The organism is Qipengyuania sp. MTN3-11, assembly GCF_042851825.1.
Lineage (GTDB): Bacteria > Pseudomonadota > Alphaproteobacteria > Sphingomonadales > Sphingomonadaceae > Qipengyuania.
Genome location: NZ_BTGM01000001.1, coordinates 50,724 through 74,319 on the forward strand (window position 1 = coordinate 50,724; position 23,596 = coordinate 74,319).

Annotated in this window: 27 protein-coding genes; 7 read left to right on the top strand and 20 right to left on the bottom strand. The window is 68.0% G+C overall.

The window, feature by feature from the left end; translation table 11 throughout:
* Window position 1: 1 nt before the first annotated feature.
* From ACGHN1_RS00265 to ACGHN1_RS00280, 4 genes are all read right to left on the bottom strand, one after another.
* On the bottom strand, window positions 2-1,186 hold the full coding sequence (locus tag ACGHN1_RS00265; RefSeq protein WP_390547296.1) for an efflux RND transporter periplasmic adaptor subunit: 1,185 nt from the start codon (window positions 1,184-1,186) through the stop codon (window positions 2-4).
* Between the two features lie 251 nt (window positions 1,187-1,437).
* Entirely contained in the window at window positions 1,438-1,704 is a 267-nt protein-coding gene (locus ACGHN1_RS00270) for a GlsB/YeaQ/YmgE family stress response membrane protein (protein ID WP_390547298.1), read from the bottom strand.
* Window positions 1,705-1,897: 193 nt separating this feature from the next.
* Complete coding sequence (locus ACGHN1_RS00275) at window positions 1,898-2,197, bottom strand: DUF1153 domain-containing protein (RefSeq protein WP_390547300.1); 300 nt, start codon at window positions 2,195-2,197, stop codon at window positions 1,898-1,900.
* The gene (locus ACGHN1_RS00280) at window positions 2,194-2,490 is read right to left on the bottom strand and encodes a hypothetical protein (protein ID WP_390547302.1); all 297 of its coding nucleotides are present in this window, start codon (window positions 2,488-2,490) and stop codon (window positions 2,194-2,196) included. Before ACGHN1_RS00280 ends, ACGHN1_RS00275 begins: the two co-directional genes overlap by 4 nt.
* 93 nt (window positions 2,491-2,583) lie before the next feature.
* Here ACGHN1_RS00280 and mnmA point away from each other — a divergent pair, with 93 nt between their 5' ends.
* Window positions 2,584-3,810, top strand: coding sequence for a tRNA 2-thiouridine(34) synthase MnmA (gene mnmA / locus ACGHN1_RS00285; protein WP_390547304.1), 1,227 nt, complete (start codon window positions 2,584-2,586; stop codon window positions 3,808-3,810).
* Here mnmA and ACGHN1_RS00290 read toward each other — a convergent pair.
* Entirely contained in the window at window positions 3,777-4,118 is a 342-nt protein-coding gene (locus ACGHN1_RS00290; RefSeq protein WP_390547306.1) for a hypothetical protein, read from the bottom strand. The two genes, mnmA and ACGHN1_RS00290, sit on opposite strands and share 34 nt — an antisense overlap.
* Window positions 4,119-4,147: 29 nt before the next feature.
* Between ACGHN1_RS00290 and ACGHN1_RS00295 the strand changes: the two genes are divergently transcribed.
* Window positions 4,148-5,296, top strand: a complete 1,149-nt coding sequence (locus ACGHN1_RS00295; RefSeq protein WP_390547308.1) for a serine hydrolase domain-containing protein — start codon at window positions 4,148-4,150, stop codon at window positions 5,294-5,296.
* Here ACGHN1_RS00295 and ACGHN1_RS00300 read toward each other — a convergent pair.
* The 3 genes from ACGHN1_RS00300 to pdxH are packed head-to-tail and all read right to left on the bottom strand — an operon-like array spanning window position 5,293 to window position 7,636.
* A complete protein-coding gene (locus ACGHN1_RS00300) occupies window positions 5,293-6,099 on the bottom strand; it encodes a PhzF family phenazine biosynthesis protein (protein ID WP_390547310.1) in 807 nt (268 codons plus the stop codon). The genes ACGHN1_RS00295 and ACGHN1_RS00300 overlap by 4 nt on opposite strands.
* Window positions 6,099-7,034: a cation diffusion facilitator family transporter gene (locus tag ACGHN1_RS00305; protein WP_390547312.1), complete on the bottom strand. Its 936-nt coding sequence runs from the start codon at window positions 7,032-7,034 to the stop codon at window positions 6,099-6,101. Before ACGHN1_RS00305 ends, ACGHN1_RS00300 begins: the two co-directional genes overlap by 1 nt.
* Entirely contained in the window at window positions 7,031-7,636 is a 606-nt protein-coding gene (gene pdxH / locus ACGHN1_RS00310) for a pyridoxamine 5'-phosphate oxidase (protein WP_390547314.1), read from the bottom strand. The genes ACGHN1_RS00305 and pdxH overlap by 4 nt, the downstream gene beginning before the upstream one ends.
* A 205-nt stretch (window positions 7,637-7,841) precedes the next feature.
* On the opposite strand from pdxH, the gene ACGHN1_RS00315 reads away from it, so the two are divergent.
* The 3 genes from ACGHN1_RS00315 to fabI are packed head-to-tail and all read left to right on the top strand — an operon-like array spanning window position 7,842 to window position 10,678.
* Window positions 7,842-8,834 carry a DnaJ C-terminal domain-containing protein gene (locus ACGHN1_RS00315; protein WP_390547316.1) on the top strand — a complete coding sequence of 331 codons (993 nt, stop codon included), beginning with the start codon at window positions 7,842-7,844 and terminating at the stop codon, window positions 8,832-8,834.
* Between the two features lie 6 nt (window positions 8,835-8,840).
* The gene (locus tag ACGHN1_RS00320) at window positions 8,841-9,857 is read left to right on the top strand and encodes a YihY/virulence factor BrkB family protein (protein ID WP_390547318.1); all 1,017 of its coding nucleotides are present in this window, start codon (window positions 8,841-8,843) and stop codon (window positions 9,855-9,857) included.
* The gene (fabI, locus tag ACGHN1_RS00325; protein ID WP_390547320.1) at window positions 9,854-10,678 is read left to right on the top strand and encodes an enoyl-ACP reductase FabI; all 825 of its coding nucleotides are present in this window, start codon (window positions 9,854-9,856) and stop codon (window positions 10,676-10,678) included. Before ACGHN1_RS00320 ends, fabI begins: the two co-directional genes overlap by 4 nt.
* Window positions 10,679-10,775: 97 nt before the next feature.
* On the opposite strand, the gene wecB is transcribed toward fabI, so the two are convergent.
* The 10 genes from wecB to ACGHN1_RS00375 form a co-directional block, all read right to left on the bottom strand.
* Window positions 10,776-11,897, bottom strand: coding sequence for a non-hydrolyzing UDP-N-acetylglucosamine 2-epimerase (gene wecB, locus ACGHN1_RS00330; protein ID WP_390547322.1), 1,122 nt, complete (start codon window positions 11,895-11,897; stop codon window positions 10,776-10,778).
* 57 nt (window positions 11,898-11,954) lie between these two features.
* Window positions 11,955-12,509: a hypothetical protein gene (locus tag ACGHN1_RS00335; RefSeq protein WP_390547323.1), complete on the bottom strand. Its 555-nt coding sequence runs from the start codon at window positions 12,507-12,509 to the stop codon at window positions 11,955-11,957.
* A 93-nt stretch (window positions 12,510-12,602) separates the two neighbouring features.
* Entirely contained in the window at window positions 12,603-13,124 is a 522-nt protein-coding gene (locus ACGHN1_RS00340; protein WP_390547325.1) for a demethoxyubiquinone hydroxylase family protein, read from the bottom strand.
* Window positions 13,111-13,593: a disulfide bond formation protein B gene (locus ACGHN1_RS00345; RefSeq protein ID WP_390547327.1), complete on the bottom strand. Its 483-nt coding sequence runs from the start codon at window positions 13,591-13,593 to the stop codon at window positions 13,111-13,113. Before ACGHN1_RS00345 ends, ACGHN1_RS00340 begins: the two co-directional genes overlap by 14 nt.
* A 15-nt stretch (window positions 13,594-13,608) precedes the next feature.
* Window positions 13,609-14,946, bottom strand: coding sequence for a S41 family peptidase (locus ACGHN1_RS00350; RefSeq protein ID WP_390547329.1), 1,338 nt, complete (start codon window positions 14,944-14,946; stop codon window positions 13,609-13,611).
* A gap of 79 nt (window positions 14,947-15,025) precedes the next feature.
* On the bottom strand, window positions 15,026-16,282 hold the full coding sequence (locus tag ACGHN1_RS00355) for a murein hydrolase activator EnvC family protein (RefSeq protein WP_390547331.1): 1,257 nt from the start codon (window positions 16,280-16,282) through the stop codon (window positions 15,026-15,028).
* Window positions 16,283-16,302: 20 nt separating this feature from the next.
* Window positions 16,303-16,722, bottom strand: coding sequence for a 23S rRNA (pseudouridine(1915)-N(3))-methyltransferase RlmH (locus ACGHN1_RS00360; protein ID WP_390547332.1), 420 nt, complete (start codon window positions 16,720-16,722; stop codon window positions 16,303-16,305).
* Window positions 16,723-16,869: 147 nt separating this feature from the next.
* The gene (gene rsfS / locus ACGHN1_RS00365) at window positions 16,870-17,286 is read right to left on the bottom strand and encodes a ribosome silencing factor (protein WP_390547334.1); all 417 of its coding nucleotides are present in this window, start codon (window positions 17,284-17,286) and stop codon (window positions 16,870-16,872) included.
* A 58-nt stretch (window positions 17,287-17,344) separates the two neighbouring features.
* Window positions 17,345-18,037: a nicotinate-nucleotide adenylyltransferase gene (locus ACGHN1_RS00370; RefSeq protein ID WP_390547336.1), complete on the bottom strand. Its 693-nt coding sequence runs from the start codon at window positions 18,035-18,037 to the stop codon at window positions 17,345-17,347.
* The gene (locus ACGHN1_RS00375) at window positions 18,001-19,224 is read right to left on the bottom strand and encodes a glutamate-5-semialdehyde dehydrogenase (RefSeq protein WP_390549699.1); all 1,224 of its coding nucleotides are present in this window, start codon (window positions 19,222-19,224) and stop codon (window positions 18,001-18,003) included. Before ACGHN1_RS00375 ends, ACGHN1_RS00370 begins: the two co-directional genes overlap by 37 nt.
* A 272-nt stretch (window positions 19,225-19,496) precedes the next feature.
* On the opposite strand from ACGHN1_RS00375, the gene ACGHN1_RS00380 reads away from it, so the two are divergent.
* The gene (locus ACGHN1_RS00380; RefSeq protein ID WP_390547338.1) at window positions 19,497-20,648 is read left to right on the top strand and encodes a peptidoglycan DD-metalloendopeptidase family protein; all 1,152 of its coding nucleotides are present in this window, start codon (window positions 19,497-19,499) and stop codon (window positions 20,646-20,648) included.
* Between the two features lie 19 nt (window positions 20,649-20,667).
* Window positions 20,668-21,066 (top strand): polymer-forming cytoskeletal protein, encoded by a 399-nt coding sequence (locus ACGHN1_RS00385; RefSeq protein WP_390547339.1) that lies wholly within the window; start codon window positions 20,668-20,670, stop codon window positions 21,064-21,066.
* On the opposite strand, the gene ACGHN1_RS00390 is transcribed toward ACGHN1_RS00385, so the two are convergent.
* Both ACGHN1_RS00390 and ACGHN1_RS00395 read right to left on the bottom strand, forming a co-directional pair.
* On the bottom strand, window positions 21,067-22,752 hold the full coding sequence (locus ACGHN1_RS00390) for a long-chain fatty acid--CoA ligase (RefSeq protein WP_390547341.1): 1,686 nt from the start codon (window positions 22,750-22,752) through the stop codon (window positions 21,067-21,069).
* Between the two features lie 76 nt (window positions 22,753-22,828).
* A complete protein-coding gene (locus ACGHN1_RS00395; protein ID WP_390547343.1) occupies window positions 22,829-23,530 on the bottom strand; it encodes a DUF1013 domain-containing protein in 702 nt (233 codons plus the stop codon).
* Window positions 23,531-23,596: the final 66 nt, after the last annotated feature.

Below are 23,596 nucleotides of genomic sequence, written 5' to 3' on the forward strand. Positions count from 1 at the left end.
CCTACTGCCTGACCGGATTGACTTTGTCGCCGGGGTTGAGGAACCCGCCTGCGCGCAGAACCACCCGCTCGTCGCCACGCAGTCCGCTGGCGACCACGATCCCTCGCTCGGTGACGCGGCCGGTCTCGATTCGCCGCAGTTCGACCACGCCGTCGGTCCCGACGATGTAGACGTAGCTGCCTTCGTCGTCGGACTGGATAGCGCTTTCCGGGAGGACCGGAGCGACCACGGTGCCGCTGCGGATCACCGAGGACGCGAAGCCGCCCGGGCGCAGTTCGGGCGCATAGGACATGGCGATCCGGACGGTGCCCTGCCGGTCCTCCGGATCGATCGTCGGGGCGACCTGCCATACTCGCCCGGTGAAGGTCTGGCCGCCGCCGACGGGAGTGACCTCGGCGGCCTCGCCCACCGAAATGGCTGCGAGTTCGGTCTCGCCGACATCCGCCCGCAGTTCCATCTCGCCGCCACGGGCGATCAGAAACAGCGTGCCCGAGCCGGCACCGATCGTCTGGCCGGGCTCGACATTGCGCTCGAGCACCAGACCGGCGGCGGGCGCGAGAATGTCGAGCCGGGCGTTGCGCTCACGCAGCTCGCCGAGCTGTGCCTGCGCCACCCGGACGCGGGCCACGGCGGCATCGCGCGTGGCCGTGAGACGATCGACATCGGCCGTGCTGACGAAGCCGCGCTCGACCAGCTGCAACGCCCGGTCGAGATTGGACTGGGCGAGGTTGGCATCGGCCTGGGCGACCTGGATCTGGGCCGCCGCGCTTTGCGCCTGCTGGTTCTGGACCGAACGATCGACGCTGGCCAGCACCTGACCGGCCCGGACCCAGTCGCCGGCGTCGACCGGAACCGAAACCACGCGCCCGCCTTCGCCGACCACCCCGACGGGCATGGCCCGGCGTGCCGCCAGCGTGCCGGTGGCGTTGATCTCGCCCTCGACCGTGGTCTGCCCGGGAACGATCACGGTCACGACGGGTAGCTGGGACTCGCGGTCCGCAGCCGGCGCGGCATCGGACGACATCAAGCGCCAGGCGAGGACGGCCGTCGCAATGATCGCCAGGATGACGCCGATCCAGATCCAGCGATTGGTCCGACGATCGCGCGGGGGATCGATCACGACCTCCTCTTCGGCGGTCGTGAACCCTTCGGCGCTCTCGCTCGTGACCCTGGTTTCGTAATTCATCACGTCTCGCAATTCAGACTTGCGGTGTGTTATAGCAGTAAATCAGTCGGTGCAAGTCCGTTGGCAGCGTGCTTAGACTCGCCGCGCCCAAGGAGCAATCGCGGGCTCGACACGGTGCCGACAGGGCCCGTCCAACGGCGAGGATGCCGTCGTCCCGGAAATTCGCTCCAAACACGACGAAGGGCGGCGCGCCATCCAGCGCGCCGCCCGCTCGGTGATTTCGCCTGCGCCCCCTTAGAAGGCGCCGGAAGTTACCTGACCCGGCCGCGCTGGACCAGATTGACGATGGCGAGCAGGATGATCGCGCCCAGGATGGCGATCACGAAAGCGCCGAGATCGAAGGTCTGGATGCTGCCGCCGAAGCCGAGCAGCGGAGCCAGCACGGCATTGCCGATCAGCGCACCGATGATGCCGACGACGATATTCCAGAAAATGCCCATCGAGGCATTGCGGTTCATGACGATGGAAGCCAGCCATCCGGCCACGCCCCCGACGATAATCGCGATAATCCAACCCATAGAATTCCTCCTGTTTGGGGTCCTTCTTTCGGGACCGGCATCGGAGCGGGACGCGCGCCCATGCCCGTCCCGTCCGGTGATGCAACGGATCGAGGGAGACATGCGTTCCCGGGTTGCCGGCGCGAATGCAAAAAGCGCGCCTCCTGCGAGACGCGCCTTGCTTCAACATCCGTTCCCGACCTGGGAAAGTGTGTCAGTATTTCAACTGCCGCTCGTAGAGATCGCGATAGTGCTGGATACGCGTGACGCGCAGGCCCTGCATGCCCGAACGGTCCACCGCCCGCTGCCAGGAAGCGAATTCCTCGAGAGTCAGGCTGTAGCGCTCCAGCACCTCGTCGATCGTCAGCAGGCCGCCGTTGACCGCCGCCACGACCTCGGCTTTGCGCCGGACGACCCAGCGCTTGGTATTGGGCGAAGGCAGGTCGGCGAGCGACAGGGGCTCGCCGAGCGGGCCGATCACCTGGGCCGGACGGATGTCTTGGTTTTCGATCATATGTTCTCTCGGTCGCCGTCAGCCGCATCGTCGTCGGCATTCGCGACATCTAGCCGGGCGAATTTGCCGCGGCTTAAAACATCTTGGTTAAAGGAGCCTTTACCCTCTTCGCCGGTCTCGCGGCGGAAGCCCGCGAAGCTCGCAACGCGCTCGCCCGCACCCAATCCGGCCTCCTCGCGAAGATCCCGAGTCGCGGCGAGCCGAGCCATGAGATCGGTCCAACGCAATTGCCGCAAAACCGGCGAGTCGCCGGTTTCGGGATAGTCGATGCCCTTGATCTGCCCCTCGAACATGAGGGCCGGTCTAGCGCGGCGTGGTAAACACTCCGTGAAACATGGGCTGTGGATATCTGGCATATTCGGGATCGAGCGTGTATGGGCGTGTCCATGCCCGCAACCGCCGCACCTCTCGCGCTTCCGGGCGCCGCGCAAGCCGCTGCGCTGTTCGACCTGCCGCGCCCGGCAGAGGACTGCCGGATCGTGGTGGCGATGTCGGGCGGAGTCGACAGCTCGGTGGTGGCCGCGCTGGCCAAGGCGAGCGGCGCCGAAGTGATCGGCATCACCCTCCAGCTTTACGATTACGGCGCGGCCACGGGGCGCAAGGGGGCCTGCTGCGCCGGAGACGACATCTCCGATGCGCGCGCGGTCGCCGACCGGCTGGGCTTCGCGCATTACGTCCACGACCACGAAAGCGCGTTTCGCGAGGACGTGGTCGAGACCTTCGCCGACGAGTATCTCGCCGGGCGGACGCCGGTGCCCTGCATCCGCTGCAACATGGGCCCCAAGTTCACCGATCTTTTCGCGATGGCGCGCGAGCTCGGCGCGGATTGCCTCGCCACCGGACATTATGTGCGCAGAGTGATGGGCCCCGCCGGACCCGAGCTTCACCGGGCGCTCGATCCGGCGCGCGACCAGTCCTATTTCCTCTACGCCACCACCGAGGCGCAGCTCGATTTCCTGCGCTTCCCGCTGGGCGGTCTGCCCAAGCGCCAGGTGCGCGAGCTGGCCGAGGCCGCGGGTCTGCGAAACGCCGCCAAGCCCGACAGCCAGGACATCTGCTTCGTCCCCGATGGCGATTATGCCGGCATCGTGCGCAAGCTGCGTCCCGAGGGCGGCAAGCCGGGCGCGATCGTCCATGCCGAGACGGGCGAGACGCTGGGCGAACACAAGGGTGTCATACACTACACAGTCGGCCAGCGCCGCGGGCTCGAGATCGGCGGGCAGGCGGAACCGCTCTACGTCGTCGGCATCGACGCGGCGGCGCGCGAATTGACGGTCGGGCCCAAGCGCATGCTGGCTGTCGCCGAAGCCCGCGTCATCGAGACCAACCGGATCGGCCCCCTGCCCGACCAGCCGCTGACCGCCAAGGTCCGCAGCCTCGCCAAACCTGTTCCTGTCACGCTGCAAGGGCCCCCGGGCGGAGGCGAAACCGTCACGATCCGTTTCGCCACACCCGAATTCGGCGTCGCCCCCGGCCAGGCGGCGGTGCTCTATGCCGGCGAAAGAGTGGTCGGCGGCGGCTGGATCGACGGAACGGCCCCGGCGACGGACCGATCTTCACGTATCGGCGGTCGAGCGCCTCAGCCCTCCCATTCCTCCAGCACGCAGCCGTAGCCTTCGCGGTAGCTGGCGGTGGCCGAGGCGATGCCGTAGGCGCTGGCGGTGACGCTGCGGAACTGCGGATCGTCGCTCAGCCGGATGATCTCCATCCCCGCCAGCCGGTCCTTCTCGCAATCCTCCATCGAGCGCCCGCCGACGTAGCGGCAGGAACAGGCGACCCGTGCCATATAGGCGGTCCCGGCCGTGGCATCGTCGCGCAGGCCCCCGCCCCAGCGCCACCAGGCGAGCGCCGCCAGCGCTGCGACGACGATCACGATCAGCACCCAGCGCCGGGCGCGTGTTCCCGATTTCCGCGTTGCCAAGATGCGAGCCCCCATGCGAGATGCCGCGCATGATCGCCCGGCCCCGCCCCCTTATCGCCACTCTCGCCCTTCTCACAACCCTCGGCACCACGACCCTGGCCGGCTGCGGCGAGGCGCCCGCCGACGAACCGCCGCCGCTTTCGGACGAGGCTCTGGCGGCGATCGGCGAGAGCCCGGGCGCGCCGCGCCGGGCGCTGGCGCGCGAGATCGACGACCTGTTCACCCGCGACGGGCTCGGCGAGACACGGGCCGTGGTGCTGATGCACGGCGGCGAGGTCGTGGCCGAGCGCTACGCTCCGGGTTACGATGCCAGCACCCGCTTCGTCAGCTGGTCGATGGCCAAGACGGTGACCGCGGTGTTGATCGGCCTGCTGGTTTCCGACGGACGCCTGCGGCTCGACCAGCCGGCCCCGGTGCCGCAGTGGCAGCGCCCCGGCGATCCCCGCTCCGCAATCACGCTGCGCCACCTGCTGCAGATGCGCTCGGGCCTCGACCACACCGAGGCCGGACCCGATCCGCGCACCAGCAGCGAGGTGCAGATGCTGTTCCTCGACGGGCGCGACGACATGGCGGGCTGGGCCGAGGAACAGCCGCTCGAAGCCGAGCCGGGCGAGCGGTTCGAGTACTCGTCCAACACCACGGTGATCCTCGCCGACATCGCCGCGCGGGCCCTGACCGACAGCAGCGATCCCGAGGCGCGGCGCAAGGCGGTGAGCGACTATCTTCAGGCACGGCTGTTCGCGCCGCTCGGCATGGGTTCGGTCGTGCCCGAGTTCGACCGGGCGGGCACGCTGATCGGCGGCAGCCTGATCCACGCGACGGCGCGCGACTGGGCGAGGTTCGGCGACTTCCTTCGCAACAAGGGCTCCTATCGCGGCGAGCAGATCCTGCCCCGCGCCTGGGTCGAGGCGATGGTCACGCCGAGCCCGCGCAGCCCGCAGTACGGGCTCCAGACCTGGCTCAACCGCGAGACGGGAGAGGAGCAACATCCGCTGTTTCCTTCGCGGGCGCCGGAGACGCTGTTCGCGCTGATCGGCCACATGGGACAATATGTGCTGGTCTCGCCCGAACAGCGGCTGACGCTGGTGCGGCTGGGCCATTCCGACGCCCCGCAGCGCGAGGCGATGCTGGACCAAGCCGCCGACGTGATCGAGCTCTACCCGGCCGCGGGCGGCTAGTCCGGCAGCAGGAACACCCCCTCGACCACCGTCACGCATTGCCCGGCCAGCCAGACGCGATCCCCGTCCATGCGGCAGGTGGCATCCCCGCCCCGCGCGCTCGCCTGATGCGCAGTGAAGCGCTCGCGCCCCAGCCTCTCGCTCCAGAACGGCGTCAGGCAGGCGTGGGCGGAACCGGTGAAGCTGTCCTCGTCGACCCCGCCGCCGGGTACGAAGACGCGGCTGAGGACATCGGTGCGATCGCCCGGCGCGGTGCAGATGAACTGGTCGTTCCCCAGCGCCTTCAGCCCGCGAAGGTCGGGGTCGAGCGCGCGAACCCGATCCGCGCTGTCGAACAGGTAGATGCCGTAGCCATCGGGGTTGAGCCGGACCTCGCGCGGTTCGGCGCCCAGCAGCGCCACCGCTTCGGGCCATTCGCCTGGCTCGGTCCGGATCGCGGGCAGGGCGAGTTCGTAGCCCCCTTGCGCTCGCCGCACTTCGAGAATGCCGGCCTGCCTGGTGCGGAAGGTCACCACGTGGGCATCGGGCAGGTGATCGGCATGGGTCAGCAGCAGGTGACCGCTCGCCAGCGTGGCGTGGCCGCACAGCCGGACCTCCTCGGTCGGGGTGAACCAGCGTAGTTCGTAGTCCGCCTCCCCGCTCGAATCGCGGACGACGAAGGCGGTTTCGGCGAAGTTGTTCTCTTCCGCGATCGCCTGGAGCACCGCGTCGGGTAGCCATTCCCGGAGCGGCATGACCGCAGCCTGATTGCCCGCGAAGGGGCGGTCGGCGAAGGCATCGACATGGACATAGGGCAGGCGCATCAGCTCTTGTTCTCCAGCTTGGCGAACTCGTCTTCCTCGACCAGCGGATTGTCGGGTTCGTCGACATGGCCGGCGGGATCGATGTGGATCAGCACCTCGGTATCGGGGAACTGGCGGCACAGATCATCTTCCACCCGGTGGACGATGGCCATCGCCTCCTCGACGCTCATCTCGCCGGGCAGATCGACGTGGAACTGGACGAAATCCTGAGTCCCGCTGCTGCGGGTGCGCAGATCGTGGAGGTTGCTGAGCTCGGTATGGCGCGCGACCGCGGCGACGAAGGCCAGCCGCTTCTCGTCGGACCATTCGCGGTCGAGCAACTGGTCGATCGCCTCGCCCACCGCCAGCCACGCCCCGCGCAGCAGCCAGCCGGCGATGGCGAGGCCGAACAGCGGATCGGCGAGCCCGAAACCGAGATACTGGTCGAGCGCGAGCGCAGCGATCACGGCGAGGTTGAGCAGCAGGTCGGACTGGTAGTGGACGTGATCGGCCCCGATCGCCACCGATCCCGTACGGCGAATCACGAATCGCTGCCAGGCGAGCAGTGCGAAAGTCAGCAGGATCGCGACCAGCGAGACGGCGATGCCCGTTTCCGCAGCCTGGGTCTCCTGCCCCGCGATCAGCGTCGCTATGGCGCGAAAGGCGATCGCCGAGGCCGAGATCGCGATCAGGATGACCTGGAAGATCGCCGCCAGCGCCTCGGCCTTGCCGTGTCCGAAGCGGTGTTCGCGGTCGGCCGGCTGGGCGGCGATCCAGACGCCGGTCAGCGTCGCCAGGCTGGCCACGAGATCGAGCGCCGAATCGGCGAGACTGCCGAGCATGGCGGTCGAGCCGGTCCGCCAGCTCGCCCACAGCTTGAGCGCGACCAGCACCACCGCGACCGCGATCGAGGCGAGCGCCGCGCTGCGCGCGAGAAAGGCGCGATCCGTGCTCACGGGTAGAGCAGCGTGTCCGCCCAGCCGCCGCCTTCCCGCACGAACAGGCGGCGATCGTGCAGCCGGTTGGGGCGGTCGAGCCAGAACTCGATCCGCGAGGGCATCAGGCGGAAGCCGGTCCAGTGCGGCGGGCGCGGCACCTCGCCGTGGTCGCGATGCCGCGCTTCGATTGCGGCAACCCGGTCGAGATAGACCTGACGGTCCGGCAGCGGGCGCGACTGGTCGGAGGCCGCCGAGCCGACCTGGCTGACGAAGGCGCGGGAGTGGAAATAGGCATCCGCGTCGGCCCCGCTCACTTCCTCCAACGGCCCTTCGATACGGATCTGGCGGCGCAGGCTCTTCCAGTGGAACAGCAGCGCGGCCTGCGGATTGGCGGCGATTTCCGTGCCCTTGCGGCTTTCGGCGTTGGTGTAGAAGGTGAAGCCTTCGGGCCCGTGATCCTTAAGCAGGACCATGCGCACCGAGGGAGCACCGTCCGGGGTCGCGGTCGCCAGCGCCATCGCGTTGGCATCGTTGGGTTCGCTCTCGCGCGCCTCGGCGAACCAGGCGTCGAACAGGGCGATGGGATCGCTCGCAGGAATGACGCTCTGTTCAGCCTTCATCGCGCGATCCTGAACAAGTGTTACAGGTGTTACACGGTCCGGAAGCAAAATCTTCGACCCGTGCGGCCATTCGCCCGGGTGCGGGAGCGAGGCGGCGGGGAAGGGGTATGCGTAGGCTGGACATGGTGAAGGCCCTACCGCCCCGAACCGGCGTAGGAAAGCGCCGCTTGCCCTCGCCAGCCGCAGGACCTAGCTAATCTGCGCAATGGCCGATCCCTATTCCACCCTCGGCGTGAGCCGCACCGCGTCCGAGAAGGATATCAAGAGCGCCTATCGCAAGCTCGCCAAGGAGCTGCATCCCGACCGCAACAAGGACAATCCGCAGGCGGCGGAGAAATTCAGCCAAGTCACGAACGCCTACGACCTGTTGTCCGACAAGGACAAGCGCGCCCGTTTCGACCGCGGCGAGATCGATGCCGAGGGCAATCCGGCGAATCCCTTCGCCGGCCAGGGACCGTTCGGGGGCGGCGGTTTCGGCGGCGGCCGTGGGGGCGGCGGGTTCGGCGGCGGAGGCGGTCCGCGCGATTTCCGCCCCGAGGACTTCCGCGGCTTCGGCGGCGCGGAGGAGGTCGATCTCGGCGACATCTTCGAGGGCCTGTTCGGCGGAGCCGGCGGTCGCGCCCGGCAGCCCGGGGGCAGCCCCTTCGGCGGGGCCGGCCAGCGGCGCGCACCGCCGCGCAAGGGGGCCGACATCGGCTACCGCCTGCGCGTGCCCTTCACCGATGCGGCGACGCGGCGCGACCAGCGCATCACCCTGGCCGATGGCAAGACCATCGATCTAAAGCTCCCCGCCGGGCTCGAGAACGGCACCCAGATGCGGCTCAAGGGCAAGGGCGAGGCCGGCGCGGGCGGTGCCGGCGACGGCATCGTCACCATCGAGATCGAACCGCACAGGCTCTACCGCCGCGAGGGCGACGACGTGCGCTTCGACCTGCCGATCACGCTCGACGAGGCGGTGCGCGGCGGCAAGGTGCGGGTCCCCACGGTCGATGGCGCGGTGATGATGACGATCAAGCCCGGTACCCACGGGGGCAGCACGCTGCGGCTCAAGGGCAAGGGCTTTTCCAGGAAGGACGGCAGCCGCGGCGACCAGTTGGTGACGCTGGAAATCCAGCTCCCCGCCGATCTGACGGAACTCGCCGAGCGGCTCGAGGGTTGGCAGGACGACAGCGATCCCAGGGCGAAGCTCGGAGTGTAATGCCTTTTGTCTGACCAGGATCTGCCGCAGGCCGAGGAACGCGAGATCGAATCGCTCTCCCCGGAATCGCGCCGGCAGATGTCCTTGCGGGGACGGGTGGAACGAAGGGTCGGACCCGGCACCAAGGCCTTCGAGGTGATGAAGCGCACCGCCGTCGGCACCTTCAACGACGGCTTCATCCATGCCGGCAACCTCGCCTATCTGGCGATGTTCTCGATCTTCCCCTTCTTCATCCTCGGCGCCGCGATCTTCTCGCTGATCGGCGAGGAAAGCGACCGCGCGGCGACGATCAACGCCATCCTCTTCGCCATGCCCCCGGTGGTCGGCAACGTCATCGAGCCGGTCGCGCGCGACGTGATCGAGGCGCGTTCGGGATGGCTGCTGTGGGGCGGGGCCGCGGTCGCGCTGTGGACCGTGGGCAGCCTGATCGAGACGATCCGCGACATCCTGCGCCGTGCCTACGGCACCAAAATGACCCACGCCTTCTGGCAGTACCGGCTGCTGTCGGCCGGGGTTATCCTGTCCGCGGTGCTGCTGCTGCTGCTGTCGCTGCTGGCGCAGCTCGTGATCGGCACCGCGCAGCAGGTGATCGACGCCTATTTCCCCGATCTGGTCGACAGCATCACCGCGCTGCGCCTGTCGCGCGTGGTCCCGGCGCTGGGGCTGTTCGGCTCGCTATACCTGCTGTTCTACACGCTGACGCCCTCGCATTACCGCGCCAAGCGCTATCCCAAATGGCCCGGCGTGCTCTTCACGACGCTGTGGTGGATCGGCGTCACCAGCCTGCTGCCGATCGTGCTGCGCAGCTTCTTCAGCTACAATCTGACCTACGGCAGCCTGGCGGGGATCATGATCGCGCTGTTCTTCTTCTGGCTCGTCGGGCTCGGCGTGGTTATAGGCGCCGAACTCAACGCCGCGATGGCCGAAACGCCCGAGGAGGAGATGAACACTCTCGGACAGGCCGACGACCGGCGGCGCGCCGCCGCGGCGCACGAACGCGAAATACAGGAGGGTGCGGAATGACCGGATTGATGGCCGGAAAACGCGGGCTGGTGATGGGCCTCGCGAACGACAAGTCGCTGGCCTGGGGCATCGCCCGCAAATTGGCCGCCGAGGGCGCGGAGCTGGCTTTCTCCTATCAGGGCGAGGCGCTGGGCAAGCGCGTCAAGCCGCTCGCCGAACAGCTCGGCAGCGACTTCACCTTCGAATGCGACGTGTCCGACATGGACGCGCTCGACACGGCCTTCGCGACGCTGAAGAAACGCTGGGACACGATCGATTTCGTCGTCCACGCGATCGGCTTTTCGGACAAGAGCGAGTTGCGCGGCAAATATGTCGACACCAGCCTCGACAATTTCCTGATGACCATGAACATTTCCGCCTACAGCCTCGTCGCGGTGACCAAGCGCGCGGCCGAGATGATGCCGCCGCTCCGGGAGGACGGAACCGGCGGGGGGTCGATCCTGACGCTGACCTATTACGGCGCGGAAAAGGTGATCCCGCACTACAACGTCATGGGCGTTGCCAAGGCGGCGCTGGAGACCAGCGTCCAATATCTCGCCAACGACCTCGGTCCCGCCGGCATCCGCGTCAATGCGATCAGCGCCGGCCCGATCAAGACGCTGGCAGCGAGCGGCATCGGCGATTTCCGCTACATCCTTAAATGGAACGAGTTCAACGCGCCGCTGCGCCGCAACGTCACAATCGAGGATGTCGGCGGCTCGGGGCTCTACTTTCTATCGGACCTCTCGTCCGGCGTCACCGGCGAGGTGCACCATGTCGACGCCGGCTACCATGTGGTCGGAATGAAGCAGGAAGACGCACCCGACATCTCGACGGTCTGACGAGCGTCGATGACGACTCCTGCGAGAGTCGGTTGGTCCAGTGGCGCGATCCGGCACGCTGACCTGAGCAACCGCGGACCTCGTTGCGACGAGAACGTCAGCCGGCCAGCAATTCGATAATCCGAACGGCGGCATGACCGTCTCCGAACGGATTGTGCGCGTGCCCCATCTGATCATACGCGGCGTGATCGTCGAGCAGCCGGGAGACTTCCTCGACAATCCTGTCGGGATCGGTGCCCACCAATTTGGCCGTGCCCGCTGCGACGCCCTCGGGCCGTTCGGTCGTCTCGCGCATCACCAGCACCGGTTTGCCCAGGGCCGGAGCTTCTTCCTGCACGCCGCCGCTGTCGCTCAGCATCAGGTGGCTGATCGCCAGGAGCCTTGCGAAATGCGGATAGTCCAGGGGCTCGATCAGGGCGACGTTGTCGAAACCGGCGAGCTCCGCGTGCATCAGTTCGCGCACGTTGGGGTTCAGGTGGACGGGAAAGACGATCGCGACATCGTCTCGTGCGGCAATTCGCTTCACCGCTTCCGCGATGCCGCGCATACCCTCCCCGAAATTCTCGCGGCGGTGAGTTGTCATGCCGATGATCCGCTTTCCGGCAAAACGCGTTTCCAGCTCGGCCAATCCCGACGCAAGCGAGGGATCGTGCTCGATCCTGGCCGTGACCCACTGCAAGGCGTCGATCACCGTGTTGCCGGTGACGTGCACCGTCTCGGCATCGACGTTCTCCGCCAGAAGAGCATTCGCCGCGGTCTGTGTCGGGGCGCAATGAAGCGCGGCGAACGTGCCGACCACCTTGCGATTGACCTCCTCCGGCCAGGGATGGTGGATATCTCCCGAACGCAGCCCCGCCTCGACATGGCAGACGGGGATCTGGCGATAGTAGGCAGCCAGCGCACCCGCCATCACCGTGGTGGTGTCGCCCTGCACCACGACCCAGTCGGGCTTCTCCTTGTCGAGAACTTCGCCGATTCCGGTCAGGGCACGCGCGGTGAGTGCATCGAGCGACTGCCCGGGGGTCATCAGGTCGAGATCGTGATCGGGGACGATATCCGCGATGGCGAGAACCTGATCGAGCATTGCCCGATGCTGCGCCGACACGCAGACCCGCGAAACGAACCTGTCGTCGGCCCGGAGAGCGTGAACGAGCGGGAACAGCTTGATCGCTTCGGGCCGGGTTCCGAACACCGTGAGAATTTTTTGCCGCGCAGCCATCCTGCGCAGCTCTACCCGAAGCTCGCCGCCACGCAACGGCAAGCGACGAGCGTGGCTTCACTGCGGCGGGGGAAGATCGTCCTCCGTCGCCTCGTCGCCGACCGGTGCCTCGCGCTCGGCCTCGAGCCGTTCCATATATTCGCGCTCGATCTGTTCCACGCGTGCCTGTTCCGCGGCGGCGTCGGCGTCGATCGTGGAGAGGCGCTCCTCGCGCGCGGCGGCGATCAGTTCGCCGAAGCGTACGTCCGTGCCCTCCTCGCGATCGGCGTAGGCGGCATCGATCATTTCCTGCGTGCAGCCGGTAATACCGCCGATGCCCACCGGAGAGCAGGACAGCGTGCCGAAATCACCGACCATCTCGAGCCGCTCGACCCGCTCGGCCCAGGCCTGGTTCTGCGGACTATCGCTGAAGCGCAGGTTCTCGGGAATGCGAAAGCGCTCGTTCTCCGCCTTGCGAGCGCAGACCACGATCTCGGCGTCCGAACTGACCGGGCATGCGTCCTCGCCATAGACGATGACCATGTTGACGCGCTCGCCGGCCTCGTCCTGCGCCAGCGCAGGGGTTGCGGCCATACCGGCGGCGAGAAGAAAGGGGATCAGTCGAGCGGTCATGGCGGTATCCTGGCGTTTTCTGCGACGCGACAACGCGCCTTTCCTGTTTAACCGACGATGAAGCCAAGCCGTTCCAGCTCGGGAGCGAACCTTCTAGACACGTTCCGACAGCCGGATCGCGGCGCGACATCCAAGGCGGATCAGGCCGGATAGCACCGGATAGGCGGGCGCGCGCTCGGCCCCGGCGGCCAGGGCGGCATCGCGGTGCTCACGCTCGTCCTCGCGAAACTCCTCGATCATTCCGGCGAGCTCGGGATCGTCCCCGGCTTCGGCCAGCTCGTCGAGCTGCTGCGAATAATGGCGATCGATCTCTTCCTCGACCGCGGCGGTGCAGGCCATTGCCGCTTCCGGCCCGATCAGCGCGGTGCCGGCGCCGAGCGCGAAGCCGGCCACATTCCAGAAAGGTTGCAGCGCCGTCGGGCGCACGCCGCGGCGCGCCATCAGCGCATCGAACTTCGCCCGGTGCCCGGCCTCCTGCTCGGCCATGCCGGCGATCTCGGCCGAATGCGGTCCGCGATCGCCCATCACCGCCAGCTGGCCGGCGTAGATTCGCGTGGCGCCGAACTCGCCCGCCTGGTCGACGCGGATCATGCGGTGAATGTCAGGCTTGTGCATGGGGCTTCCGGAACAACAGAAAGAGGATGGCAAGGGCGCTAACGGTCGAGACGAGGAAATTCCACCCCGCTAGGCTGATGCCGAGAAGCGACCACGGCGCCTCGTCGCAGCGGATCATCGGCGCGTTCATGATCGAATCGAGCGCGCTTTCGCCCACCCCCACCGGTGTCGTCGCGCAATTGGTGATGCCTTCCCACCAGCCGTATTCGACGCCCGCGTGAAACCCGCCGATCGCCCCCGATACGAGCATGGCGACGGCGGCGAGCACCAACCACAGCCGCCTGGCAGGCGCCAGCCAGGACAGGAGCGCGAAGCCGACAGCGGCGAAATGCGGGTAGCGCTGCCACCAGCACATCTCGCACGGGTAGAGCCCGAAGGCGTATTGCGAGAGATAGGCGCCGCCCAGCAGCAGCGCCGGCACGGCAAGTGCCAGCATCTGCGCGAGCCGGAACGAGGGTTTTGGGGCCATTCGCGGGAGCCGGACCTATCTGTTGCGAGCGACCGCTCGCGTCCCGGTCCGGCGGAGGGTCTCGGCCGCATAATGCAGCTGGAAATCCTCGATCCCCTGTTCCTTCAGTTCCGCGGCGGTCAGCTTGAAGCGCGGATCCTCGAGGCGATCGCGCTCCAGAGCGGATTCCTCCAGTCCGATCTCGTTGACCAGATGGCCGCGCAGATCGGATTCGCGCATGATGAACTTGGCGCGCTTGGCGAGATCGGGATCGGAGAGCTGCGGCACGGCGATGTCGGGCTTGATGCCCCCTTCCTGCACCGAATGGCCGGACGGAGTGTAGTACCGCGCCGTGGTCAGCTTGAGCGCGGCGTCGCGGCCGAGCGGCAGCAGCGACTGGACGCTGCCCTTGCCGAAGCTGCGCTCGCCCATGACGACCGCACGGCGGTGGTCCTGGAGCGCGCCGGCGACGATTTCCGAAGCAGAGGCCGAACCGGCATCGATCAGCACGATGATCGGCAGATCCTCGGCGATATCGCCGCGGAACACGGTCTCGGCGTCATACGAGATGTTCTCGCCCCGCGCGCGGCCGCGCTGGGAGACGATCTGTCCGTCGGACAGGAACAGGTCGGACAGCGCCACCGCCTCGTCGAGCGAGCCGCCGGGGTTCGAACGCAGATCGAGCACCAGACCGCTCAGCCGTCCGCTCGCCTCGCTCCGCAAGGCCTCCCAGGAAGCGAAGACGTCGGCCCCGACATCGCGCGAGAATTCGTTGATCATGATGTGGCCGATATTGCCGTCGAGCAATTCGTGGGTGACCGGTTCGAGCTCGATCACGCCGCGCGTCACGCTGACGTCGAACGGCTCATCGCGGCCCGGGCGGAAGATGGTCAGCCGGATCGCCGTCCCCGCCTCGCCCCGCATCTGCGCCACCGCATCGTCGAGACTGCCGCCGTAGATCAGCTTGCCGTCGAGATGGGTGATGAAGTCCCCGGCCTTGATCCCGGCCTGATCGGCCGGGCTGCCGCGGAAGGGAGAGACGATCTTCACCGCCCCGTCTTCGAGCACCACCGACAGGCCGAGCCCGGAGTAGTTGCCGTCGATCATGGTCTCGAGCCGCTGGAGATCGCCGCCGTCGAGATAGGCCGAATGCGGGTCGAGCGCAGCCAGCATGCCGTCGATCATGCCGCGCAGAAGGACCTCGTCCTCGACCGGCTCGACATAGCTCGCCTGGATCCGCTGATAGACCGCGAGCACCTTGGCGAATTCGGGCCCGGCGCGGCCATCGACCTGGGCGAGCCCGGCCGTGGTCGCGGGAATCAGCGCGACTGCTGTCACGAGCGCGGCGCTGCGGGCGAGTTGAGCGATCTTCATCGGTGGGAAACCTCCAAAATCCGGCACACCTTATCCTGCGCGCGGGCTTAACACCAGATGAGGATGGGAGCGGGGCGGCTCAAGCTCCGTTCGACGAAGCGCGGGAGAGATGGTCGAGCGGGTTGACCGGAGTGCCGGAGCGGCGCAGCTCGAGGCCGATGCGCGGCCCTCCGCGAGAGGCCCTGCCGAGCGGCGAGCCGGCGACGACGTCCTGGCCGACCCGCGCATCGAGCAGTCCGAGCCCGGTGACGAGGCTGGTCCAGCCATTGGCATGTTCGACGATGACGATCCGTCCGTAGCCGCGATAGGGACCGGCGAAGCTGACGCGGCCGGCGGCGGGCGCGACGATCTGGGCTCCGGGTCGCGGGACGAGGACCAGCCCGTCGGTGCGCGCTCCGCCCGCCGCCTCCTCGCCGAAGCCCGCGGCGACGCGCCCGTCGACCGGCAGAAGGTAGCGCGAGGGCGGCGCGGTCGAAGAAGGGGCGGGCGCAGGCGATGATCGGCGCCGCACCGCCGTGGGATCGGCCGGCCGCATGATGGGGCCGGGCAGCGCGGCCAGCCGCCGCCGCAGGGTGCCCGCGGATTCGAGATCGCCCAGCAGCGCGTCGAGATCGCGGGCCTCTTCGGCCAGCGCGAGCGCGAGGATCCCCTCGCGATCCGCGGCCGTCCCTGCGCGCCGCGCGGTGATCCGTTCGCGTTCGGACTGCGCGACCAGTTCGGTCCTGCGCGCGGCAAGCCGGCTTTCGGCGGTGCGGCGATCGGCAAGAGCACGGCGCGCCGCCGCCTGCAGTTCTCTGGCACGGTCTATTTCGCCCCGGAGTTCGGCGGTGCGATCGCGCACCAGCGGTACCGTGCTGTCGAGCACCGCGCCGAGATAGACGGTTTCCTTGAGCGAACCCGGGCGCAACACGCTGAGGGTCAGGGGGCGCCTGACCATCGTCTGCAGCGCTGCGGCGAGTTCGGCGATCGGGCCGCGGCGCTGGGCCAGCCTCCGGTCCAGCCGCCGCCGCTGAGCATCCACAAGCGCGAGTTCGGCCTCGGCGATCCCGATTGCCGCCTCGGCCTGCTGGACCCGGGCGGCGAGCGCGGCGGCGCGCGCCTGGGCCTTTTCCGCGGCGGCGGTGCTGCGCCGTTCCTCCGCCTCGAATGCCTCGCCCCGCGCGCGCGCGCTGCGTGCCCGGGCACGGGCGCGGTCGAGGGCGGCGCGGGCCTCCGTGCTGTCGGCGAAATCGGCCCCGGGCCGCAGCCCCTGCGCCTCGGCCGGTCCCTCCGCCCGGATCACGACCACGGCTGCTGCTGCGAGTGCCAAGGCAGAAAGGATCGCGGCGCGCTTCACCGGGTCATCCTGCCGCAGCTTCAACCGCGATGATAGGGGTGACCGGCGACGATCGTGGTCGCGCGGTAGAGCTGTTCGGCGAGCATCGCGCGCGCCAGCAGGTGTGGCCAGGTCGCCTTGCCGAAGGCAAGCAGCAGGTCGGCCCCGTCGCGCTCTTCCGCCGGATGCCCGTCCGCCGCGCCGAGGACGAAGCGCGCCTCGCGCACACCCTCGTCACGCCAGCGCGAGAGGATCGCGGCGAATTCCTCCGAAGAAAGGTTCCTGCCGCGCTCGTCGAGCAGCACAGTCCGGCCGGGACTCGCCGGTTCGGCCACGCGCCCCCCGGTCTCGGGCAGCTCGGTGAACCTGATCGGCCAGCCGATCCGCTTTTCGTAGCGCTCGATCAGCTCCGCCTCGGGCGACCGCCCGATCTTCCCGCGTGCGATGACGTGAAGGAGCACGATATCGATACCTCGAAGAAAGGTTGCGGAGCACGGTCGTAACCAGCGACCGCAAGCGCACGGCATGCCCCGCAGGTGCCCCACCCAGCGTAGTGAGCGAAGAAGGGCACCGAGGACGCTCGCGCGGATGCGCGAGCGAAAAACGAGCTACGCGCTCCCGGCGGCGACCGGCGGCGCGTCGCCGAAGGCCCACATGCGCTCCAGATTGTAGAAGCTGCGCACTTCCGGTCGGAAGAGGTGGACGACGACGTCGCCGGCGTCGAGCAACACCCAGTCGGCGGCGGGCAGGCCCTCGAGCTTGACCGGGCCGAAGCCGGACTGCTTGATCTTCTCGGCGAGCTTCTGGGCGATGGATGCGACCTGGCGGGTCGAGCGGCCCGAGGCGATCACCATGTGATCGGCGATCGAGCTTTTGCCTTCGAGATCGATGGTGACGATCTCCTGCGCCTGATCGTCGTCGAGGTGCTGCAGGACGAGGTCGAGCAGCGGGGCGGTACCGGCCTTGGTCAAGGGCAGCACCCGTGCGGGTTCGGCTTGCGCCGGATGGGCTTGTGCCTGAGGCATAAGCGTATGGTCAGCTCCTGTAGCGTGAGGCGAGAGACCGCATGGATGCTGGCCCGCATCATGCCGAAGGCATGTCCTCGTCCGAAACCGGACGGCGGGTCAGCTGGTCCCTGATGGATGTTCCGGCATGGTCCGCGAACCAATCGGGGTCCGCCCGGCGGATCGCCGTGGCCGACCGTTCGTCTGGATCGAAACGCAATATCACTAGCGCCGGTGCGCTCCATTCGCCCCTGTTCCTGAAACCGGCGAGCGGCACGCGGAAGTGCCGCAGCCAGGCCATCGCGGGGCTCGCGAGGGCAGCGCCATCATAGCCCGGCCGCGCGATAACTGCAATCGGCATACTGCGCGCTATGCCGCGCCAGTCGCGCCACAGGTGGAACTGGGCGAGATTGTCCGCGCCCATCAGCCACACGAACCGGCGCTTGCGGAAGCGCTGCTGGAGCGCGCGCAGCGTGTCGACCGTATATCGCGTGCCGAGCTCGCGCTCGATGGCAGTCACGCGGATCGGGCCCCGGCGCGCCTGCGCCGCGGCCGAGGCCATGCGCGCGGCAAGCGGAGCCATTCCCGCTTTCGGCTTCAGCGGATTGCCGGGCGACACCAGCCACCAGATCTCGTCGAGACCCAGCGCCTCGCGCGCGAACAGGGAGATGCGGCGGTGGCCGCCATGGGCCGGGTTGAAGCTTCCGCCGAGCAGTCCGATGCGGATCGCACGGTTCAAGGGCGCGTCTGTCCGCTGCCGCGCACGACCCATTTGTAGGTCGTCAGCCCTTCCAGCGCCACCGGCCCGCGCGCGTGCAGCCGCCCGGTGGCGATGCCGATCTCCGCGCCCAGCCCGAACTCGCCGCCATCGGCGAACTGGCTCGAGGCATTGTGCATGACGATGGCGCTGTCGACTTCGGCAAGGAAGCGCTCGGCCGCAGCTGCGTCCCCCGTCACGATGGCATCGGTGTGGCCCGAGGAATGCCTGGCGATGTGGTCCAGCGCCGCATCGATCCCGTCGACGACCGCGACCGAAAGGGTCGGCGCGAGATATTCGGTATCCCAATCCTCCTCGTCCGCCGGGGCGATTCGCGGATCGAGTGCCCGGCTGCGGCCGTCACCGCGCAACTCGGCTCCGGCGGCGATCAGCGCATCGAGCAATTCGCTCGTCGCGGGATAGCGGGCATCGATCAGCAGCGTTTCCATCGCCCCGCAGACGCCGGGCCGGCGCATCTTGGCGTTGACCGCCACGTCCTCGGCCATCGCCGGGTCGGCATCGGCATGGACATAGGTGTGGCAGATGCCGTCGAGATGGGCGAGCACGGGAACCCGCGCTTCGGCCTGAACGCGTGCCACGAGGCCCTTGCCGCCGCGCGGAACGATCATGTCGATCAGCCCCGTGGCGCCGAGCATCGCCCCGACCGCGGCCCGATCCTGCGTCGGCACCAGTTGCGCCGCCTCGCGCGGAAGGCCGGCGGCGGCGATCCCTTCTGCAAAGGCGGCGTGGAGCGCGCGATTGGTGCGCTTCGCCTCGCTCCCGCCGCGAAGCAGTACGGCGTTGCCACTGCGCAGGCACAACCCCGCCGCGTCGACGGTGACGTTCGGCCGGCTCTCGTAGATCATGCCGATGACCCCGACCGGCACCCTGCGTCGGACCAGTTCGAGCCCGTTGGGCCGCACGGTGCTGTCTATCGTTTCCCCCACCGGATCGGGAAGACGCGCCACCGTCTCCAGCGCGGACGCTATGGCCTCGAGCCGCCCCTCGTCCAGAAACAGCCGATCGACCATCGCCGGATCGAGGCCGGCCTCCAGTGCAGAGCTGCAATCCTGCCCGTTGGCGGCAAGTACGGTGTCCGCCCGGGCGCGAATGGTCTCGGCAGCTTGGGTAAGCGCTTGGGCTTTCGCCGCGTCGCCCGCGCGTGCAAGCGAACGCTGCGCGGAGCGCGCTTTACGGGCCATGGCCTCGATCGACTGTAGAATTTCCGACACCGATCGCGGCTAGCAAAGGGAATCCGGCCTGTCAGTCGCCGAATCGATGGGAGCCGCGCGAAAAGCGCCGCGGACGGCCCGATTGAAGGTCGTGCGACCCCGACCCCCGCTGTTGGGAAACGCTCCGTCCCGAGTCTCGTTCGACTCGTCTCTTTAGCGGGAACCGAGATTCGCTTGAGATAGGAACATTCGATACGGCCGCCTGCAACAGGACAACAAGCCGACGGGACCGGGGGGTCGCATTGACCATTGAAAACAACGCCACAGGCGGCTGGATCGCGCGCGTCAGGGGATGGTTCCCCGAACGCGAACTCTTCATGCGATCCGAAGGCCGGGTGCGCTTCCTGACGATTTCCTCGCGCCTGCAGATGACCGCGGCGGGCCTCGGTGTCGCCGCTCTCCTTGCGTGGGGCGTCTCGCTCGGCGCGATGGGCTGGCAGCAATACCGCGCCTCCGCCGACCGCGCTTCGCTGCTCGATCGCGAAGCGAGCGTCGCCAAGTCCGAGCACCGGCTGGAAGCCTATCGCGACGATATCGATGCGGTCACGCGCGATCTCCAGCAGCGTCAGGACTTCCTCGACGCGGCGTTTTCCTCGCTTCCCGAAGACGTGAAGAGTGATTCGCATGTCGGCGACTCGCGCAGCGAAGCGGCAGAGACGATCGACAAGGTCGGCATGGCGTTGCCGGGAGCCGCGGCGCTGGCACGGATCGAAGCCCGCCAGCTGGCCTTCGCCGAAGGTCTCACCCGCTTCGCCGATGGTCGCGCCAGCCGCGCCGAAAACGCGCTGCGCCAATTGGGTCTCGACCCGGCCGAGATCACCCGCAACGCCGAACGCCAGGCGATGGGCGGTCCGCTCGAACCGCTGCTCGACGACGAGTTCGTCGACCCGCGTTTCGAACGCCTCGGCCTCAGCCTCGCGCGGATGAGCGCGCTCGAGCAGGGGCTGGAGAGCGTTCCGCAATTCCTGCCGGCGAGCCTGGCGGGCATTTCGTCCGGCTTCGGCTTCCGGCGCGACCCCTTCACCGGCACCGGGGCGATGCATCAGGGCCTCGATTTCAGGGGCGCGGTCGGTTCCCCGATCCACGCCGCGGCCAAGGGCCGCGTGACTTATGCCGGGTGGAAATCCGGCTATGGCAAGACAGTGGAAATTGCACACGGGAACGGGGTGACGACTCGTTACGCCCACATGTCCCGCTTCGCTGCGAAGCCCGGCGATCAAGTGCTGCCCGGCGCGGTGATCGGAGCGATCGGCAGCACCGGCCGTTCGACCGGACCGCACCTCCATTTCGAGGTTCGCATCGACGGCCGCGCCGTCAATCCCCGCACTTTTCTCGAACAGGCTCCCGATGTTCTCAAAGAAATCCGCCGCGCCCCTCGGCTCTCCGGTCGCTGATCCGGACACGCTCAGAGCCATGGCCACCCGCAATTCCGGCAATTCGACCTTCTCGGTCCTCGGATCGGACATTTCCGTGAAGGGCGACATCAGCGCCTCGTCCGACCTCCACATCGACGGTTCGGTGGAAGGCGACATCGCCTGCACCGCGCTGGTCCAGGGCGAAAGCAGCGTCATCGAAGGGGGAGTCGAGGCGGAGAGCGCGCGGCTCGCGGGCAAGGTGACCGGCTCGATCAAGGCTCGCGAACTCGTCATCCTCAAGACCGCGCGGATCGACGGCGATGTCCATTACGACGCGCTGACGATCGAGCAGGGCGCCCAGGTGGAAGGCCGCTTCAGTCCGCGGGTCGAGAAGCGTGTCGCCAAAGAATCGGGCGAAGCGCGGCCCTCCGAGCCCAGCCTGACCCTGGCGAGCTGATCAGCCGGGCAGGACTTCGGCTCTCAGGGCCTTGCGGTCGAGCTTGCCGATCATGGTCTTGGGCAGATCCTCGCGGATCACCACCGCATCGACCCTTTCGTGCTTGCCGACGCGGGCGTTCAGCCAGTCGCGCAGCTCGTCTCCGGTAGGCGCGAACCCGCGATTGAGCGTGACATAGGCACGCGGGGATTCGCCCCGGTAGTCGTCGGGCACGCCGATCACCAGCACCTCGCGCACCGCATCGTGGCGCAGCAGCGCGTTCTCGACCTCGCTCGGGAAGACCTTGAAACCGCCGACCGCGATCATGTCCTTGATCCTGTCGACGATGGCGAGGAAGCCGTCCTCGTCGATCGTCGCGACGTCGCCGGTGCGCAGCCAGCCCTCGCCGTTGTAGGTGGCAAAGGCGCTCGCTAGCGTGTCCGGGCGGTTCCAGTACCCCTGCATGACCTGCGGGCCGCGCACGACGAGCTCGCCCGGCTCGCCGTCTGGCGCGAGCCGGGTGGGGTCTTCCTTGTCGAGCAGCATGACCTGCGTCGCCGGGATCGGCTGTCCGATCGTGCCGGGCTTGCGCAGCCCCTCGTAGGGATTGGTGGAGACCACGCCGGAACTTTCGGTGAGGCCGTAGCCTTCGACCAGCCGCACGCCGGTCGCCGCCTCGAATTTCTCGCGGACCGGGCCCGGCATCGGCGCGCCGCCGGAAATACATATCTTGAGCGACGACCAGTCGGTCCGGGCGAAGTGTTCGTGTTCGAGGAGGGCCTGGAACATCGTCGGCACCCCCGGGAAGGCGACCGGGCGACCCCGGTCGATCGCCTGCAGCACCTGCTTCGCTTCGAAGCGCGGCAGCATGACGATCGCCCCGCCCTTCACCACGGTGCGGTTGAGTACGCAGGTATTGGCGAAAACATGGAACATCGGCAGCGCGCCGAGGACGATATCCGGCTCGTCGCGATCGAAGGGGTCGATCATGTCGACCTGCTTGGCGTTGCTCGACAAATTGGCGTGGGTGAGCATCGCCCCCTTCGGCGTACCGGTCGTCCCGCCGGTATATTGCAGCAGCGCGAGATCGTCGGCCGCGACATCCGGCAGGTCCGGCGCGGCGCTCGACAGCCACTCGTTCCAGCGGAAGACATCGTCCCGTCGCGGCAGGCTCGCGATCTGCTTGCGGCCGAGCGTTCGCAAGGCGAGGCTCTTCACCCGCGGCAGCATCGCGGACAGCTGCGCGACGACGACGCTTTCGAGCGAGGACCGTTCGAGCACCGCGACCGCGTTCGGCAGCAGCATCGGCGAATCGAGTGTAACCAGGAGCCGCGTGCCCGAATCCTCGACCTGATGACTCAATTCCGCGACCGAATAGAGCGGCGAGAAATTGACCACCACGGCGCCGGCCATCATCGCTCCGTAATAGGCGGCGATATAGGTCGGCACATTGGGCAGGAACAGTCCGACCCGATCGCCCGGCGCGATCCCGCGCTCGATCAGCCCGGCGGCGAAACGTCGGGCTTCCGCGAAGATTTCGGCATAGGTGAAATCGCGGCCGAGGAATTCGACCAGCCGCGCCGAGGGCCGTTCGCGGGCCTGACGCGCGAAGATCGCCGGGAGCGGTTCGGGCCGGACCGGGGAATTCCACGGACTGGCATGCCCGTATCGTTCGGGCGCGGGTGGGAAGCGCTTACTGACAGCCATGTCAGTGGCATGGCCGATCCGAAGCCCACCGCCAAGGAAAAAGGGTGGGAAAGGCGTCTCCCGCGGGGCATGGCCGTCAGGTGTCGGAGTTGCCTTCCTCGGCGCGCTTGGCTTCGAGCCAGGCGGCGGCTTCGGCTTCCTGCGCAGCTTCGGCGGCGGCCTTCTCGTTCGCCTCGCGCTCGGCGCGCAGCTCTTCGATCAGCCGGTCGCGATCGCTGCCGCTCTCGACGACCGGAGCGGCATCCTCGATCCCGGCCTTCTTGGCCGCCTTGGCGACCACCGCATCGAGCTCGCGCTGCGAGCACAGGCCCAGCGTCACCGGATCCTTGGGCTGGATGTTCTGGATGTTCCAGTGGGTGCGGTCGCGGATCGCGCCGATGGTGTTGCGGGTGGTGCCGATCAGCTTGGAAATCTGCGCGTCGGACACTTCGGGATGGTTGCGCAGCAGCCAGGCGATCCCATCGGGCTTGTCCTGACGCTTGGACACCGGCGTGTAGCGCGGCCCCTTGGTGCGGCTGACCGCCACCGGCGCGCGCTGCATCGTCAGGGTGTAGGAGGGATCCGCCTCGCCCTTGGCGATCTCGCCCTGCGTCAGCTCGCCGGCATGGACCGGATCGCGACCGGTGTATTTGGAACCCGCCAGATCGTCCGCCATGGCTTGGACTTCGAGGATGTGGAGGCCGCAGAATTCGGCGATCTGATCGAAGGACAGGCCGGTGTTGTCGACCAGCCAGGTGGCGGTCGCATGCGGCATCAGCGGTTTGGGTTGGTCGGCCATGGAATTGCCCTTGATCTGGGTGTCGAAAATAGAAGGGCCGCCCCTCGCGGAGCGGCCGTCATCCCG

Excerpts from the sequence above, each read along its gene's own strand:
- ACGHN1_RS00395 (WP_390547343.1), bottom strand. The coding sequence starts at position 23,530 with ATGGCCGACCAACCCAAACCGCTGATGCCGCATGCGACCGCCACCTGG.
- pdxH (WP_390547314.1), bottom strand. The coding sequence starts at position 7,636 with ATGAAGGCTGAACAGAGCGTCATTCCTGCGAGCGATCCCATCGCCCTG.
- ACGHN1_RS00335 (WP_390547323.1), bottom strand. The coding sequence starts at position 12,509 with ATGACCGCTCGACTGATCCCCTTTCTTCTCGCCGCCGGTATGGCCGCA.
- ACGHN1_RS00295 (WP_390547308.1), top strand. The coding sequence starts at position 4,148 with ATGATCGCCCGGCCCCGCCCCCTTATCGCCACTCTCGCCCTTCTCACA.
- ACGHN1_RS00370 (WP_390547336.1), bottom strand. The coding sequence starts at position 18,037 with ATGGGTCGTGCGCGGCAGCGGACAGACGCGCCCTTGAACCGTGCGATC.
- wecB (WP_390547322.1), bottom strand. The coding sequence starts at position 11,897 with ATGGCTGCGCGGCAAAAAATTCTCACGGTGTTCGGAACCCGGCCCGAA.
- ACGHN1_RS00315 (WP_390547316.1), top strand. The coding sequence starts at position 7,842 with ATGGCCGATCCCTATTCCACCCTCGGCGTGAGCCGCACCGCGTCCGAG.
- ACGHN1_RS00350 (WP_390547329.1), bottom strand. The coding sequence starts at position 14,946 with ATGAAGATCGCTCAACTCGCCCGCAGCGCCGCGCTCGTGACAGCAGTC.
- ACGHN1_RS00345 (WP_390547327.1), bottom strand. The coding sequence starts at position 13,593 with ATGGCCCCAAAACCCTCGTTCCGGCTCGCGCAGATGCTGGCACTTGCC.
- ACGHN1_RS00275 (WP_390547300.1), bottom strand. The coding sequence starts at position 2,197 with ATGATCGAAAACCAAGACATCCGTCCGGCCCAGGTGATCGGCCCGCTC.
- ACGHN1_RS00385 (WP_390547339.1), top strand. The coding sequence starts at position 20,668 with ATGGCCACCCGCAATTCCGGCAATTCGACCTTCTCGGTCCTCGGATCG.
- mnmA (WP_390547304.1), top strand. The coding sequence starts at position 2,584 with ATGCCCGCAACCGCCGCACCTCTCGCGCTTCCGGGCGCCGCGCAAGCC.
- ACGHN1_RS00340 (WP_390547325.1), bottom strand. The coding sequence starts at position 13,124 with ATGCACAAGCCTGACATTCACCGCATGATCCGCGTCGACCAGGCGGGC.
- ACGHN1_RS00375 (WP_390549699.1), bottom strand. The coding sequence starts at position 19,224 with ATGGCCCGTAAAGCGCGCTCCGCGCAGCGTTCGCTTGCACGCGCGGGC.
- ACGHN1_RS00280 (WP_390547302.1), bottom strand. The coding sequence starts at position 2,490 with ATGTTCGAGGGGCAGATCAAGGGCATCGACTATCCCGAAACCGGCGAC.
- fabI (WP_390547320.1), top strand. The coding sequence starts at position 9,854 with ATGACCGGATTGATGGCCGGAAAACGCGGGCTGGTGATGGGCCTCGCG.
- rsfS (WP_390547334.1), bottom strand. The coding sequence starts at position 17,286 with ATGCCTCAGGCACAAGCCCATCCGGCGCAAGCCGAACCCGCACGGGTG.
- ACGHN1_RS00270 (WP_390547298.1), bottom strand. The coding sequence starts at position 1,704 with ATGGGTTGGATTATCGCGATTATCGTCGGGGGCGTGGCCGGATGGCTG.
- ACGHN1_RS00300 (WP_390547310.1), bottom strand. The coding sequence starts at position 6,099 with ATGCGCCTGCCCTATGTCCATGTCGATGCCTTCGCCGACCGCCCCTTC.
- ACGHN1_RS00390 (WP_390547341.1), bottom strand. The coding sequence starts at position 22,752 with ATGGCTGTCAGTAAGCGCTTCCCACCCGCGCCCGAACGATACGGGCAT.
- ACGHN1_RS00265 (WP_390547296.1), bottom strand. The coding sequence starts at position 1,186 with ATGAATTACGAAACCAGGGTCACGAGCGAGAGCGCCGAAGGGTTCACG.